The 17,146-nt window shown below is 70.6% G+C and carries 2 protein-coding genes; both read left to right on the plus strand.

Annotated elements, in window-relative coordinates; all coding sequences use genetic code 11:
* Positions 1-12,732 (plus strand): type I polyketide synthase (locus tag ACWC5C_RS41585; protein ID WP_450884483.1); only part of this gene is annotated, 12,732 nt, incomplete at its 5' end.
* Positions 12,733-12,756: 24 nt separating this feature from the next.
* Positions 12,757-17,146: type I polyketide synthase (locus ACWC5C_RS41590; protein ID WP_450884485.1), on the plus strand; the 4,390-nt coding region annotated here is incomplete at its 3' end.

A 17,146-nucleotide genomic window follows, 5' to 3' on the forward strand; every position in this document is an offset into this window, starting at 1 on the left:
GGCACCAACGCGCACGTCATTTTGGAGGAGGCTCCGGAATCCGAACCCGAGGTGGGTCGGGAGGAGCGGGATGATCTGCCGGGTTCGGCGGGTGTAGTGCCGTGGGTGTTGTCGGCGAAGTCGGAGGAGGCGCTGCGGGCGCAGGCCGAGCGGCTGCTGACGCACGTCGCGGAGCGTGCCGATGTGTCTCCTGTGGATGTGGGCTTCTCGCTCGTCACTTCGCGTGCGGCTCTGGAGTACCGGGCTGCCGTGGTGGGCGGTGATCTGAAGTCGTTGCGGGAGGGCTTGCAGGCGATCGCCACGGATGGTGCCGCCGTAAAAGCGGTGAGTGGTACGAGTCTGGGTGCGGGCGGGAAGTCCGTGTTCGTGTTTCCGGGGCAGGGGTCGCAGTGGGTGGGGATGGCGGCTGAGCTGCTGGAGTCGTCGCCGGTGTTCGCGGAGCGGATGCGGGAGTGCGCGGACGCGTTGTCGTCGTATGTGGATTGGTCGTTGTTCGATGTGCTGGGTGACGCGGAGGCGTTGGAGCGCGTCGATGTCGTGCAGCCGGTGCTGTGGGCGGTGATGGTGTCCTTGGCCGAGTTGTGGCGTTCGTTTGGTGTGGAGCCTGCTGCTGTGGTGGGGCATTCGCAGGGTGAGATCGCGGCGGCGTGTGTGGCGGGGGCGTTGTCGATCGAGGATGCGGCGAAGGTGGTGGCGCTGCGGTCGAGGGCGATTCTGGCGCTGTCGGGGCTGGGTGGCATGGTGTCGGTGGCCCTGGCGGTGGAGGACGTGCGGGAGCGGTTGACGGATGGGCTGTCGGTGGCCGCGGTCAACGGGCCATCGTCCGTAGTCGTTTCCGGTGACGTTGCTGAGCTGGATGCCCTCCTGGCGGCCTGTGAGGCGGATGAGGTGCGGGCCCGCCGTATTCCGGTGGACTACGCGTCCCATTCGGCTCAGGTGGAGACGATTCATGCTGAGCTTGGCGAGGTTCTGGCGGGGCTTGAGCCGCGTGCGGCTGAGGTGCCGTTCTTCTCGACGGTGACGGCCGAGTGGCTGGACACGACGGTTTTGGACGCGGAGTACTGGTTCACGAATCTGCGTCAGACGGTGCGTTTCGAGGAGGCCACGAGGGCGCTGGCCGAGCAGGGGTATCGCTTCTTCATCGAGGCTTCCGCGCACCCGGTGCTCACCGTCGGCGTGCAGGAGACCCTGGACGCGGTCGGCACTGACGGGCTGGTCCTGGGCTCCCTGCGCCGGGACGAGGGTGGTCCGGAGCGGTTCGCCGTCTCCCTCGCCGAGGGCTGGGTGCGCGGGCTGCCCGTTGACTGGTCGCCGCTGACGGTCGGCGGGCGCCGCGTCGACCTGCCCACCTACGCCTTCCAGCGCAAGCACTACTGGCCTGCGACGGTTCGCCACGACAGTGAACCGGTCGCCCTGGTCGCCGACCCGGTCGAGGAGAAATTCTGGACCGCGATCGAACAGGAGGACCTGGCCGAGGTGGCCGGGATCCTCCAGGTCGACGGGGACCAGCCGCTCAGTTCGCTGATGCCGAGGCTGTCCTCGTGGCGGCGGGCCAATCGCGAGCGGTCGACCGTGGACTCCTGGCGGTACCGCGTCACGTGGGAGCGGATCACCGAACCCACGGCGGCGGCGCTGTCCGGTACCTGGCTGGTGCTGGTGCCGGAGTCCCTGGCCGACGACGAGGTTGTGACGGCCTCGCTGCGCGCGCTGGAGCGCGGCGGCGCACAGGTCGTACGGCACACCGTCGACCCCCGCACCCTCCACCGCGCGGCTGCCGCCGAACTGTTGCGGGAGGCCTCCGGCGCAGCCGGTGTGTGGTCGCTCCTGGCCCTCGACGACGAGCCGCACGCCATGTACCCCGCCGTCCCCGCAGGCGTGGCGGGCACGCTGCTCGTGCTGCAGGCCCTTGGCGACCTCGGCGTCGACGTCCCGATGTGGTGCGCGACCCGGGGAGCGGTGGCCGCAAGCCCCGGCGACACCGTCACACACCCTGCGCAGGCGCTGGTCTGGGGCATGGGGCGGGTCGCCGGCCTGGAGTGCACCGGCCGCTGGGGTGGCCTGGTCGACCTGCCCGCGACCGCGGACGAACGGGCTCTCGCGAGGCTCGGCCGTGTGCTCGTCGCAGGCACGGGCGAGGACCAGCTCGCACTGCGGGACACCGGTGCCTTCGGCCGCCGCATCGAGCGCGACTCCGTGGGCGACCGGACCGTCAACCCCACTACCAATAACGCAGGTTGGCGTCCCGCAGGCACGGTCCTCGTGACCGGCGGTACCGGCGCCCTCGGTGGTCGCATCGCCCGATGGCTCGCCGCGGAGGGTGCCGAGCACCTGCTGCTCACCAGCAGGCGTGGCGCCGACGCGCCCGGTGCCGACGAACTCCATGCCGAACTCACCGCGCTCGGCGCCCGGGTCACCCTTGCCGCCTGCGACGTCAGCGACCGCGCCGCCCTTGCCGAACTGCTCGGTCGGCACCCAGTCGACGCAGTCGTGCACACCGCGGCCGTCCTGGACGACACCGCTCTCGACCTGCTCGAAATGGAGCAGGTGGAACAGGTCCAGCGAGTCAAGGTGCAGGCCGCGCAGCACCTGCACGAACTCACACAGGACCGCGAACTGTCCGCGTTCATCCTGTTCTCCTCGCTCGCGGGCACCCTCGGTGCGTCCGGACAGGGCAACTACGCGCCGGGCAACGCGTTCCTCGACGCACTCGCTCAGCACCGCCGCGCCCAGGGACTCACCGCCACCTCGGTGGCCTGGGGCCCGTGGGCCGACGGTGGCATGGCCGACAGCGGCATCGGCGAGGTCGCCCGTCGGCACGGCGTCCCGGCGATGGCCCCCGAAATCGCCATCGCGGCACTGCGGCAGGCCCTCGACCGCGACGAGACGTACACGACCGTCGCCGACATCGACTGGCAGCGGTTCCACGCCGCGTACACGGCGGGCAGGCCCACCCGGTTCTTCGACGCGCTCGACGACGTACGCCGTATCGTCGCCGACACCGGGGCGAACACCCGGGCACAGGACGCCGACGACACCCCCACCGGACTCGCCCAGCGCGTCGTCGGGCTCACCCGCGCCGAACAGAACACGCTCCTGCTCGACCTCGTACGCACCCATGTGGCCGCGGTACTGGGCTACTCGGGCGACGAGACCGCCGACGAGCGCAGGCCCTTCCGGGATCTCGGCTTCGACTCGGTGACCGCGGTGCAACTCCGCAACCGTCTCAGGAGCGTGACCGGTCTCAAGCTGTCCGCCACCCTCGTGTTCGACCATCCCACTCCGACGGCGCTCGTCGAGTTCCTGCGCACGGAGCTGGTGGGCGCCGACGCCACGGAGAAGCAGACGCCCCTCGCCCTCGCCGGACCGCGGTCCACCGGCGGGGCCGGGAAGGAAGGTGCCGAGGACCCGATCGCGATCGTCGCCATGAGCTGCCGCTTCCCCGGCGACGTGCCGTCCCCGGAGGACCTGTGGCAGATGCTCGTCGCCGAGCGCGACGCGGTCACCGGCCTGCCCACCGACCGTGGCTGGGACCTCGACGGCCTCTACGACCCCGACCCCGACCACCCCGGCACCTCCTACACCACCGCGGGCTCCTTCCTGCACGATGCCGCCCGGTTCGACCCGGCGCTGTTCGGGGTCAGCCCCCGGGAGGCGCTCGCGATGGACCCGCAGCAGCGGCTCGTACTGGAGGCCGCCTGGGAGGTGTTCGAGCGCGCGGGCATCGACCCGACGTCGCTGCGCGGCACCCCCGCGGGCGTCTTCGTCGGCTCCTACCCGCAGGGCTACAGCGCCTCCGTGGCACAGGCTCCGGAGGAGATCGAGGGCTACCTCGTCACCGGCGACGCGGCCAGTGTCATGTCCGGCCGTATCGCCTACACGTTCGGCCTCGAAGGTCCGGCCATGACCGTGGACACGGCGTGCTCCTCCTCGCTGGTGGCGCTGCACCTGGCGGTCCAGGCGCTGCGCAACGGTGAGTGCACCCTCGCGCTCGCCGGCGGAGTGACCGTCATGTCGACCACGGCCACGTTCAGCGAGTTCAGCCGCCAGCGCGGCCTGGCCGCCGACGGCCGCTGCAAGCCCTTCGCCGAGGCCGCCGACGGCTTCGGCCAGGGCGAAGGCGTCGGGATGCTGCTCGTCGAGCGACTGTCCGACGCCCGCCGTAACGGCCACCAGGTGCTCGCCCTCGTACGAGGTTCCGCCGTCAACCAGGACGGTGCTTCGAACGGCCTGACCGCGCCCAACGGTCCCTCGCAGCAGCGCGTCATCCGCCAGGCCCTCGCCGACGCCCGCCTCGCACCGGCCGATGTGGACGCGGTGGAGGCCCACGGCACCGGCACCACGCTCGGCGACCCCATCGAGGCGCAGGCCCTCATCGCCACGTACGGCCAAGGACGCGACGGGGACCACCCGTTGTGGCTGGGATCCGTCAAGTCGAACATCGGGCACGCCCAGGCCGCAGCCGGTGTCGCGGGCGTCATCAAGATGGTCATGGCGATGCGGCACGGACTGCTGCCCCGCAGCCTGCACATCGACGCCCCGTCGTCCCGCGTCGAGTGGTCCGACGGAGCAGTGGAACTACTCACCTCCGCGACACCATGGCCCGAGAACGGCCACCCGCGCCGGGCGGGAGTGTCCTCCTTCGGCTTCAGCGGTACGAACGCACACGTCGTCCTGGAACAGGTCCCCGAGGCTCCGGCGCCGCTCAACGCGGACGACACACGCGGGACGACTGCTCCCGCCGAGGAGCAGGCCGATCACGGCGTCGTTCCCCTGGTGCTCTCGGCGCAGACCGGCAGCGCCCTGCGCGTCCAGGCCGCGCGGCTGCGTCGGCACCTGCAGGACCACCCCGAACTCGCTCCCCGTGACATCGGCTGGTCCCTTCTCAGGACCCGGGCCGCGCTCGACCATCGCGCCGTGGTCGTCGGCCCCGACCGGGCCACCCTCCTCGGTGCACTCGACGCCCTGTCCGAGGGCCGCTCGGACACAGCGGTCACCGAGGGAGTGCTCGGTGCCGGGCGCGGCAAGGTGGCGTTCGTGTTTCCGGGGCAGGGGTCGCAGTGGGTGGGGATGGCGGCTGAGCTGCTGGAGTCGTCGCCGGTGTTCGCGGAGCGGATGCGGGAGTGTGCCACCGCGCTGTCGTCGTATGTGGATTGGTCGTTGTTCGATGTGCTGGGTGACGCGGAGGCGTTGGAGCGCGTCGATGTCGTGCAGCCGGTGTTGTGGGCGGTGATGGTGTCCCTGGCGGAGTTGTGGCGTTCGTTTGGTGTGGAGCCTGCTGCTGTGGTGGGGCATTCGCAGGGTGAGATCGCGGCGGCGTGTGTGGCGGGGGCGTTGTCGATCGAGGACGCGGCGAAGGTGGTGGCGCTGCGGTCGAGGGCGATTCTGGCGTTGTCGGGGCTGGGTGGCATGGTGTCGGTGGCCCTGGCGGTGGAGGACGTGCGGGAGCGGTTGACGGATGGGCTGTCGGTGGCCGCGGTCAACGGGCCGTCGTCCGTGGTGGTGTCCGGTGATGTCGCTGAGCTGGATGCCCTCCTGGCGGCCTGTGAGGCGGAGGGTATCCGGGCGCGTCGTATTCCGGTGGACTACGCCTCGCACTCGGCGCAGGTGGAGACGATTCACGGCGACCTCCTGGATGTGCTGGCGGGGCTTGAGCCGCGTACGGCACAGGTGCCGTTCTTCTCCACGGTGACGGCCGAGTGGCTGGACACGTCGGTGATGGACGCCGAGTACTGGTACGCCAACCTGCGTCAGACCGTCCGTTTCGAGGAAGCGACCAAGTCGCTCGTCCAGCAGGGGCATCAGGTCTTCGTCGAGGCGAGCCCTCACCCGGTGCTGACCGTCGGCCTGCGCGAGACGCTGGACGAACTGGACTCCGTCGGCGTGGCCGTCGGAACGCTGCGTCGTGGAGAGGGTGGCCCGAGCAGGTTCCTGATGTCTCTCGGCGAAGCCCACACCCACGGCGTACGGGTCGACTGGGCCCCGGTGTTCGCCGGGGCACGCCAAGTCGCCCTGCCCACCTATGCCTTCGATCACCAGCACTTCTGGCTCGTCGAGGAGGGTGTTGCTCCGGGTGAGGTCGGTGGTGTGGTGGCCGATCCGCTGGATGTGGAGTTCTGGGCGGCGGTGGAGCGTGAGGATTCGGTGTCGTTGGCCGAGACGCTCAGCGTTGAGGGTGATGCGTTGGGTGTGGTGTTGCCTGCGTTGTCGTCGTGGCGTCGTCGTCGGAAGGCCCGGTCGCGGGTGGATGAGTGGCGTTATTCGGTGTCGTGGAAGCCGGTGGTGTTGGAGTCGCGGGCTTTGGCTGGGCGTTGGTTGGTGGTGTCGGCTGGTCCGGACAGTGATGTGTTGTCGCCTCGACTTATTGAGCATGGGGTTGAGGTGGTGTGTCTCTCGCTCGATGACGGCACTCGGCTGGTCGAGCGGCTCTCTGGGGTGGGGGCGGTTGATGGGGTCGTGTCGTTGCTCGGTCTGGGGGTGGGTGGTCTTGCTGACACGGTTGCTTTGGTGCGGGCGCTGGGCGATGCGGGAATTGGGGCGCCGCTGTGGCTGGTGACGCGCGGTGCGGTGTCGGTGGGCCGTTCCGACCGGCTCACGAGCGTCGATCAGGCGCAGGTGTGGGGCCTTGGCCGGGTTGTCGGTCTGGAGTGTGCCGATCGCTGGGGTGGTCTGCTGGATCTTCCTGAGAGGTTGGACGGGCGGGCGGTGGGGCGTCTGGCAGCGGTTCTGGCTGCGGGAGCGGGCGGTGAGGACCAGGTCGCGGTACGTGCGTCTGGGGTGTTCGTGCGGCGTCTGGTGCGGGCGCCGCTGGGTGATGCGCCGGTGGTGCGGTCGTGGTCGCCTCACGGGACGGTGTTGATCACGGGTGGTACGGGTGCGTTGGGTGGGCATGTGGCGCGGTGGGTTGCTGCGAATGGTGCTGGGCATGTGGTGTTGACGAGTCGGCGGGGGTTGGAGGCCCCCGGCGCGGTTGAGCTGGCGGCGGAGCTGACGGGGCTGGGTGCCCGGGTGACGGTGGCGGCGTGTGATGTGGCGGATCGTGACGCGGTGGCGGGCCTGTTGGCCGAGCACCCGCCCACCGCCGTCATCCACACCGCAGGAACCGTCCGCAACGGCACCCTCGACACGCTCACGGACGACGCGGCGGCCGCCGTGCTCGCCCCGAAGGTGTCGGGCGCCCGGAACCTGGACGAACTGCTCGGCGAGACGGAGCTGGATGCCTTCGTGCTGTTCTCCTCCAACGCGGGTGTCTGGGGCAGCGGTGGACAGAGCGCGTACGCGGCGGGCAACGCCTACCTGGACGCGCTGGCGGAGGACCGCAGGGCACGTGGTCTGACCGCGACCTCGATCGCTTGGGGCGCCTGGGGTGGCGGTGGACTCGCCGCGCAAGGTGCCGCCGAGGAGCAACTGCGGCGTCGTGGTGTGCTGCCGATGGATCCCGAGCTCGCCGTGTCGGCGCTGGTGCAGGCGGTGGAGCACGACGAGACGTTCGTCGCGGTCGCCGATGTGGACTGGGCACGGTTCGTGCCCGGCTTCACGGCGGCCCGCCCCCGACCGCTGATCTCCGACATCCCCGAGGCGCGCCAGGCGCTGGCCGCTTCCGACAGCCGGGATGTCCCCGGCGACGAGACACCGGATCTCGTACGGACCCTCGCCGCGGCTTCGGAGACCGAGCGCACCCGGGCCCTGCTTCAGCTCGTACGCGAAGAGGCCGCCACCGTGCTGGGCCTGGCGAACGCCGATGCGATCGACCGCACCAAGGCCTTCCGGGAACTCGGCTTCGACTCCTTGACCGCCGTGCAGATGCGCGACGCGCTCGGCAGGCGCATCGGGATACGGCTACCGGCCACGGTGGTCTTCGATCACCCCACAGCGGCCGCACTCACCGAGTACCTGCGTGACGAGCTTCTCGGGGCCCACTCCGCGCCCATCGCGCCGGGGGCCGTGACCGGCGTCGCCACGGCCGTGGACGAGCCGATCGCGATCGTCGGCATGGCCTGCCGCTACCCGGGCGACGCACGTTCCTCGGAGCACCTGTGGGACCTGGTGGCCTCGGGCACGGATGCGATGTCCGGGTTCCCGACGGACCGTGGCTGGGACGTCGACGGCGACTTCAGCCCGGTGGGCGGGTTCGTCCATGACGCGGGGGAGTTCGATGCCGGGTTCTTCGGGATCTCGCCGCGTGAGGCGCTGGCGATGGATCCGCAGCAGCGGTTGATGCTGGAGGCGGCCTGGGAGCTGTTCGAGGGGGCGGGGATCGATGCGACGTCCTTGCGCGGCAGCCAGACCGGCGTCTTCGCTGGCGCGTCCTCCCAGGGCTACGGCACCGGTCTGACGCAGGAGGCGGGCGAGGGATACCTGACGACTGGTGACGCGGGCAGTGTGGTGTCGGGGCGCCTGTCGTATGTGTTGGGGCTTGAGGGTCCGGCGGTGACGGTGGACACGGCGTGTTCGTCTTCGCTGGTCGCTCTGCATCTTGCGGCGCAGGCGCTGCGTAGTGGTGAGTGCTCGTTGGCGGTGGCCGGTGGTGTGGCGGTGATGTCGACGCCGGGTGCGTTCATGGAGTTCAGTCGGCAGGGTGGGCTGGCCGGGGATGGCCGGTGTAAGCCGTTCGCGGAGGGTGCGGACGGGACCGGTTGGGGTGAGGGTGTCGGGCTGCTGCTGGTGGAGCGGTTGTCGGACGCGCGCCGCAACGGTCACGAAGTCCTAGCGGTCGTCCGCGGCTCCGCCGTCAACCAGGATGGTGCGTCGAATGGTCTGACGGCGCCGAACGGTCCGTCGCAGCAGCGGGTGATCCGGCAGGCGTTGGCGAATGCGCGTGTCGAGGCGTCCGAGGTGGATGCGGTGGAGGCGCATGGCACGGGTACGACGCTGGGCGACCCGATCGAGGCCCAGGCCCTGCTGGCCGTCTATGGGCAGGGCCGGGAGACTGACCGGCCGTTGTGGCTGGGGTCGGTGAAGTCGAACATCGGGCACACGCAGGCTGCTTCGGGTGTCGCGGGTGTGATCAAGATGGTCATGGCGATGCGCCATGGAGAGCTGCCGAAGTCCCTGCACGTCGATGCGCCGTCGTCGCATGTGGACTGGTCGACCGGATCGGTGGAGTTGCTGACCGAGGCCCGGTCCTGGCCGGAGACGGGTCGCCCGAGGCGGGCGGGTGTGTCGTCGTTCGGTGTGAGCGGCACCAACGCTCACGTGATCTTGGAGCAGGCGCCTGACGCTGGGTCCGGGTCGGTTTCCGGGCCGGTTGAGGGCGGTGTGGTGCCGTGGGTGGTGTCGGCGAAGTCGGAGGCCGCGCTGAGGGCGCAGGCAGAGAGGTTGCGGTCAGCACTGGTTGGTGGCTTCTCGCCGGTTGATGTGGCGTTCTCGCTGGCGACGACACGTGCCGCTCTGGAACACCGGGCCGTCGTCATCGGCACCGACGAAACAACTCTGCGACAAGGGCTCGACCGCATCGCCGAGGGCGAAACGGCTGCGGGCGTCCTCATGGGGACGGCGCAGCGGGACGGTCTGACGGCGGTGTTGTTCTCGGGGCAGGGGTCTCAACGGGCCGGTATGGGCCGCGAGTTGTACGAAGCCTTCCCGGTGTTCGCGGAGGCACTGGATGCCGTGTGTGCGGGGTTTGACCGGGTGCTGGACCGTCCGTTGCGTGAGGTGATGTTCGAAGATGGGGAGCTGCTGGGGCAGACGGGCTTCACGCAGCCGGGTCTGTTCGCTCTTGAGGTGGCTCTGTACCGGCTGGCGGAGAGCTGGGGAATTCATCCGGATTACGTGACCGGGCATTCCATTGGTGAGTTGGCGGCGGCGCATGTGGCTGGGGTGTTGTCCCTGGATGATGCGGTGACGTTGGTGGCGGCTCGTGGCCGGTTGATGCAGGCGTTGCCGGTGGGTGGCGCGATGCTGGCGGTGGGTGCGGATGAGGCGACCGTTGCCCCGTATCTGGAGGGCCGGGAGACCGAAGTGTCTCTCGCCGCTGTCAACGGTCCGTCGTCGGTGGTCATCGCTGGTGATGCGGACGTGGTCGCGGAGCTGGGCTCGGTGTTCGCGGAGCTGGGGTTCAAGACGAAGCGGTTGCGGGTGAGTCACGCGTTCCACTCGCCGCATATGGACGCGATGCTGGACGACTTCCGCCGTATCGCGGAGTCGTTGACGTACGGGCAGCCGTCGATCCCGGTGGTGTCGAACGTGACCGGCCAAGCGGCGGATGTGGCGTCGGCCGAGTACTGGGTGCGTCATGTGCGTGCGGCGGTGCGTTTCGGGGACGGGGTGCGCTGGCTGGAGGAGCAGGGTGTATCGGTGTTCCTGGAGCTGGGGCCGGATGGTGTGCTGTCGGGCATGGCGCAGGAGTCCCTTACCGGAGACGCGCAGCTGATCGCGGCCCTGCGCAAGGACCGCCCCGAACCGGAAGCCCTCGTCACCGCCGTGGGCCGTCTGCACGTGGCGGGCGTGACCCCGGACTGGGCGGCGTACTTCACCGGCACCGGCGCCCGCCGCACCCCCCTCCCCACCTACCCCTTCCAGCACCGCCACTACTGGCTGGAGCCGGTTGAGGCACCGGCCGGGGCGGCTGCTGGTAGTGGGTCGGTGGTGGATGGTGCGTTCTGGTCGGCGGTGGAGCGCCTGGACGCTGATGAGCTGGCGGACACGCTGGCGGTCGGGGAGGACGCGCTGCGGGCGGTGCTGCCCGCGCTGGCGGGCTGGCGCGGGCGGCAGCGGGAACAGTCGGTGGTGGACGACTGGCGTTACCGGGTCGAGTGGAAGCCGCTGACCGGGCAGGCGGAGAGTCGTCTCACCGGGACCTGGCTCCTGGTGGCCCCTACCGGCGACCATGCCGAGGAATGGACGGACGTCGTCGAGGCCACGCTGGCCGAGCGCGGTGCCGCAGCGGTCCGGCTCGACGTGGACGAGGCAGGTCTGGACCGCGCAGCCCTGGCCGTGCGACTGAGCGGGATCGCGGAGAAGGCCCCACTGGCCGGGGTGTTGTCGCTCCTCGCCCTGGACGAGCGGCCCTTCACCGGACACGAGGCGCTGCCGCTGGGCACCGCTGGCACCGCCGTCCTCACCCAGGCCCTGGGGGACGCGGGCGTTACGGCCCCGCTGTGGCTGGTCACCTGCGGCGCGGTGTCCACCGGGCGCGGCGACGGCACCGACGTCATTTCGCCCGCGCAGGCGCAGGTCTGGGGTCTGGGGCGGGTCATCGGCCTGGAACACCCGGAACGCTGGGGTGGCCTCGTCGACCTTCCCGCCGTCGCCGACGAGCGGGTGAAGGAGCGGCTGGCCGCGGTCCTCGCGGGAACCGAGGACGAGGACCAGGTCGCCGTACGGCCGTCCGGTGTGTGCGCGCGGCGGCTGGTGCGTTCTCCACTGGCACCGAGCGACACCGTCGACGGCTGGCAGCCAGCGGGCACGGTCCTCGTCACCGGTGGCACTGGCGCCCTGGGCGCCCACGTCGCGCGGTGGCTGCTCACCTCGGGTGCCGAGCACGTCGTACTGACGAGCCGCCGGGGCCGTGCGGCTCCGGGCGCCGCCGAGCTGGAGGCGGAGCTGTCCGCCGTCGGCGAGGGGCGGGTGACCGTCGCTGCCTGCGACGTGGCCGACCGCGACTCGGTGACGGAGCTGGTCAAGCGGCTTGAGGCGGAGGGCTCCACGGTCCGTGCCGTCGTGCACGCCGCGGGCACCGGACAGGACACGTCCGTCGACGGGACGGGAGTCGACGACTACGTCCGCGTCATGACCGCGAAGGTCGCCGGAGCGCTCAACCTCGACAGCGTCCTCGGCGACGCGGACCTGGACGCGTTCGTGTTGTTCTCGTCGATCGCCGGTGTCTGGGGCAGTGGTCTGCAGGGTGCGTACGCGGCGGGCAACGCCTTCCTCGACGCGTTGGCCGAGCAGCGCAGGGCGCGTGGTCTCGCGGCCACCTCGATGGCCTGGGGGCCCTGGGCCGAGGGAGGCCTGGCGGACGGTGAGGCCGGGGAGCAACTGCTGCGCCGCGGACTGCGGGCCATGGCGCCGAACCTGGCCGTCACCGCCCTGCGCTCCGCCCTGGAACGGGACGAGACCTGTGTCGTCGTCGCGGACGTCGCCTGGGAGCGGTTCGTCCCCGCCTACACCGCGCGCCGCCGCCGCCCGCTCCTCGACGGAGTGGCGGACGTCCGGGATCTGCTGGCGGCCGAGCAGGCCGACGGCCCGGAGACGGGCAACGGCGCCGACAGGGGTCAGGCACTGCGAGACCGGCTCACGGGCCTGGCCGCACCCGAACGTGCACGGCAACTGCGGGAACTGGTCCGCACCGGCGTCGCCGAGGTCCTGTCCTTCCGGGACAAGTCCGAGGTCGACACGGACAAGAGCTTCCTCGAACTCGGCTTCGACTCGCTGACCGCGGTGGAACTGCGCACCCAGCTGAACGGTGCGACCGGCCTGCCGCTGCCCGCGACACTGGTCTTCGACTATCCGACGCCGTCGGTGCTCGCCGAGCACCTGGCCGAGGCCCTCTTCGAGACGGCGGACGGCGACGGCACGGCGGATCTCGGCGAGGACGACATCCGACGGCTGCTCGCCACGGTGCCGATCAGCCGTTTGCGTGAAGCCGGGCTGCTCACCTCCCTGCTGGACCTCACCGGTCCGGCGGGCCCCGCGACCCCCGCCGCCACACCCACCGAGGACGAGACGAGTGAACTCGACTCGATGGACATCGACAACCTGATCGAGATCGCGCTCGACAGCAGCGACTCCTGAACACGCCTGGTATCGGAGCTGATGATGACAACCAAGGACAACCGAGTCGTCGAAGCCCTGCGGGCCGCGCTGAAGGACGTCGAGCGGCTGCGCAGGCAGAACAACGAACTGACGGCACCCCAGCGGGAGCCGATCGCCATCGTCGGGATGAGCTGCCGCTACCCCGGCGGGGTCGCCTCGCCGGACCAGCTGTGGGACCTGGTCGTTTCCGGCGGCGACGCCATCACACCGTTCCCCAGCGACCGCGGCTGGGACCTCGGCTCGCTGTTCGACAACGGCCGGGACGGCGCGGCCGCCAGCTCCACTGGTGCGGGCGGCTTCGTGGACGGCGCCGACCTGTTCGACACCGGACTCTTCGGTATCAGCCCGCGTGAGGCACTCGCCATGGATCCGCAGCAGCGGCTCCTCCTCGAAGGCTCCTGGGAGCTCTTCGAGCGCGCCGGCATCGCGCCGTCCGCACTGCGCGGCACCCGCACCGCCGTGTTCGTCGGCGCCTCCTCGCAGCCCTACGGTTCCGATGTCGACGATCTGCCCGAAGGCGTCGAGGGCCACCTCCTCACCGGCAATGTCACCAGTGTGGCCTCCGGCCGTATCTCGTACGTCTTCGGCCTCGAGGGACCCGCCGTGACGATCGACACGGCCTGCTCCTCGTCGCTGGTCGCCCTGCACCTCGCCATCCAGTCGCTGCGCAAGGGCGAGTGCACCATGGCACTCGCCGGCGGTGTGACCGTCATGGCGAGTCCCGCCGCGTTCACCGAGTTCAGCAAGCAGCGCGGGCTCGCGCCCGACGGCCGCTGCAAGCCGTTCGCCGAATCCGCCGACGGCACCGGTTGGTCGGAGGGTGTCGGCCTGCTCCTCGTGGAGCGACTGTCGGACGCGCTGCGCAACGGTCACCAGGTCCTCGCGGTCGTCCGCGGCTCCGCGATCAACCAGGACGGCGCCTCCAACGGTCTGACCGCTCCCAACGGGCCCGCCCAGCGACGCGTGATCCGTCAGGCGCTCGCCGAGGCCGGACTGAACGCGTCCGACGTGGACGCGGTGGAGGCGCACGGCACCGGTACGACCCTCGGCGACCCCATCGAGGCCCAGGCGCTCCTGGCCACCTACGGCCGGGAGCGGGAGGCCGACCAACCGCTGTGGCTGGGCTCCATCAAGTCCAACCTCGGCCACACGCAGGCCGCTTCGGGTGTCGCGGGCGTCATCAAGATGGTCATGGCACTGCGCCGGGGAATCCTGCCGCAGAGCCTGCACATCGACGAGCCGACCTCGCACGTGGACTGGTCGGCGGGGGCGGTCGAACTCCTCACCGAGAACGTGAACTGGCCCGAGGGGGAACGGCTCCGCCGTGCCGCCGTTTCGTCGTTCGGCGTGAGCGGCACCAACGCACACGTCATTCTCGAACAGGCTCCCGAGACCACCGACGAGTCGGCGACCGACCGCGCCGAGACCCCTTTCATCCCGGTCACTCTGTCCGGCCGCAGCGCCGACGCCCTGCGCGGGCAGGCCGACCGCCTCCGCGCCCACCTCCTCGCACACCCGGACACCCACCTCGACGACTTGGCGCACTCCCTGCTGACCACCCGGTCCGCCCTCGAACACCGTGCCGTCGTCGTGGCGGACACCTACGACGCGCTCCTCACCGATCTGACATCCCTGACGGAGAACCGCCCGGCGGCACGCGTCGTCACCGGCCGTGTACGCAAGGACGCGCTGACCGCGGTGTTGTTCTCGGGGCAGGGGTCTCAGCGGGCGGGTATGGGCCGGGAGCTGTACGAGGCGTATCCGGTGTTCGCGGAGGCGTTGGACGCGGTGTGTGCGGGGTTTGACCGGGTGCTGGATCGGCCGTTGCGTGAGGTGATGTTCGAGGATGGTGAGCTGCTGGGGCAGACCGGCTTCACGCAGCCGGGTCTGTTCGCTCTTGAGGTGGCTCTGTATCGGCTGGTGGAGTCGTGGGGTGTGCGTCCGGATTACGTGACCGGGCACTCCATCGGTGAGCTGGCGGCGGCGCATGTGGCCGGGGTGCTGTCCCTGGACGACGCGGTGACGCTGGTGGCGGCTCGTGGGCGGTTGATGCAGGCGTTGCCGGTGGGTGGCGCGATGCTGGCGGTCGGTGCGGATGAGGCCACGGTGGCCCCGTATCTGGAGGGCCGGGAGACCGAAGTGTCTCTCGCCGCGGTGAACGGCCCCTCCTCGGTGGTGATCGCCGGTGACGCGGACGTGGTCGTGGAGCTGGGCTCGGCGTTCGCGGAGCTGGGGTTCAAGACCAAGCGGCTGCGGGTGAGCCACGCGTTCCACTCGCCGCACATGGACGCGATGCTGGACGACTTCCGTCAGGTCGCCGAGTCGCTCACGTACGAGCGGCCGTCGATCCCGGTGGTGTCGAATGTGACCGGTCAGGCGTCGGCGGATGTGGCGTCCGCCGAGTACTGGGTGCGCCACGTCCGCGCGGCGGTGCGTTTCGGTGACGGGGTGCGCTGGCTGGAGGAGCAGGGTGTGTCCGTGTTCCTGGAGCTGGGTCCGGACGGTGTGCTGACCGGGATGGCGCAGGAGTCCCTTGCCGGAGACGCGCAGCTGATCGCGGCCCTGCGCAAGGACCGCGCCGAACCGGAAGCCCTCGTCACCGCCCTCGGCCGACTGCATGTGACCGGTGTGCAGATGGACTTCGAGCCGTTCGTGTCCGGTGCGCGACAGGTTGAGCTTCCGACGTACGCGTTCCAGCGGGAGCGGTACTGGCTGGCGGCCGCCGCGCGGGCCGCGGAACTCGGCGTGGCCGACCCGGTGGACGCGGAGTTCTGGGAGGCCGTTGACGACCAGGACGTGGATGCCGTCGTGTCGGCCCTCCGCCTGTCCGGCGATGAACGATTGAGTGAGGTGTTGCCCGCGCTGTCGTCGTGGCGGCGTGAGCGGCGTGAACAGGTGGCGCTGGAGGGGCTGCGTTACTCCGTCTCCTGGGAGCCGCTGGGGCTGGACTCGACCACGGTGTCGGGGCGTTGGCTCGTAGTGGCTGAGGGGGAGTTGGGGGAGCGAGCTGCCGCGCTACTGGCCGACGCGGGTGTGGACGCATGCCTGTGGACGCCCGAGGTGTGGAGCCGAGCCGGTGTGGCTGAGGCCGTGGCAGGTTTTGGTGAGTTGGCCGGTGTCGTCTGCGCGGCGGGGGTTGAGGGTTCTCTCGCGGTGGTGCAGGGCTTGGGGGATGCCGGTGTCGGGGTACCGCTGTGGCTGTTGACCTCCGGCGCCGTGGCCGTGGGTGATGAGGCGCTGCGTAGTGTCGCGCAGGCTCCGGTGTGGGGTTTCGGTCGGGTCGTGGGCTTGGAGCATCCGGATCGTTGGGGTGGTCTGGTGGATGTTCCGGAGGTGTTGGACGAGGGTGCGGGCGGGCGGCTCGCGGCTGTTCTCGCGGGAGGTGAGGGTGAGGTCGCTGTCCGCGCATCGGGTGTGTTCGGGCGACGTCTGATGCGGGCGGCGGGGGCTGCGGGTGAGGCGGTTGGTTCGTGGTCGTTGTCGGGGTCGGTGCTGATCACGGGGGGTACGGGTGCGCTGGGCGCGCATGTGGCGCGGTGGGCTGCGGCCAATGGCGCCGAGCATCTGGTGCTGACGAGCCGTCGTGGCCAGGAATCCCCTGGTGCGGCCGAGTTGACGGCGCAGCTGTCGGAGTTGGGTGTCCGGGTCACGGTTGCGGCGTGTGATGTGGCGGATCGTGCTGCGGTTGAGGCGCTGCTCGCCGAGGTGTGTGTGGAGTCACCGCTCACCGCGGTGGTGCATGCGGCGGGTGTGGTGGATGACGGCCTGGTGGAGTCGCTGACGCCGGAGCGGGTGGCGGGGGTTCTGCGGCCGAAGGCTGACGCGGCCTGGGTGCTGCACGAAGTGACCCGCGAGATGGACCTGTCGGCTTTCGTGCTGTTCTCCTCCTTCGCGGGTGTCATCGGTGGGATGGGACAGGCGAGCTACGCGGCGGCCAACGCCTCCCTCGACGCGCTGGCCGAGTACCGGCGTGCGCTCGGGCTTCCTGCCACGTCGGTAGCGTGGGGTCCTTGGGCCGGCGGTGGCATGGCATCAGGGGAGATCGAGGAGCGGGCTCGGCAGGGCGGGATGCCGCCGCTGTCGCCCGAGCGCGCTCTGGCGGCTCTGCGACAGACGCTGGCGGGTGAGGACACCACGGTCGCCGTGGTGGACGTGGACTGGAAGCGCTTCGTCTCGGGCTCCCCGTCGGGGCGTCCGGGCACCCTGCTCTCCGCTGTGCCCGAGGTGCGGCAGTTGACCGAAGAGGGTGCGTGGGTCGCTCAGCCCGAGCCTGCCTCCGGGGTGGGTGCGCGGTTGGTGGGGTTGTCGCGGGTTGAGCGGGTTGAGGTGTTGCTGGATGTGGTGCGGGGGCATGTGGCGGCGGTGCTGGGTTATGCGGATCCGGGTGTGGTGG

This window comes from Streptomyces sp. NPDC001700 (assembly GCF_053596435.1).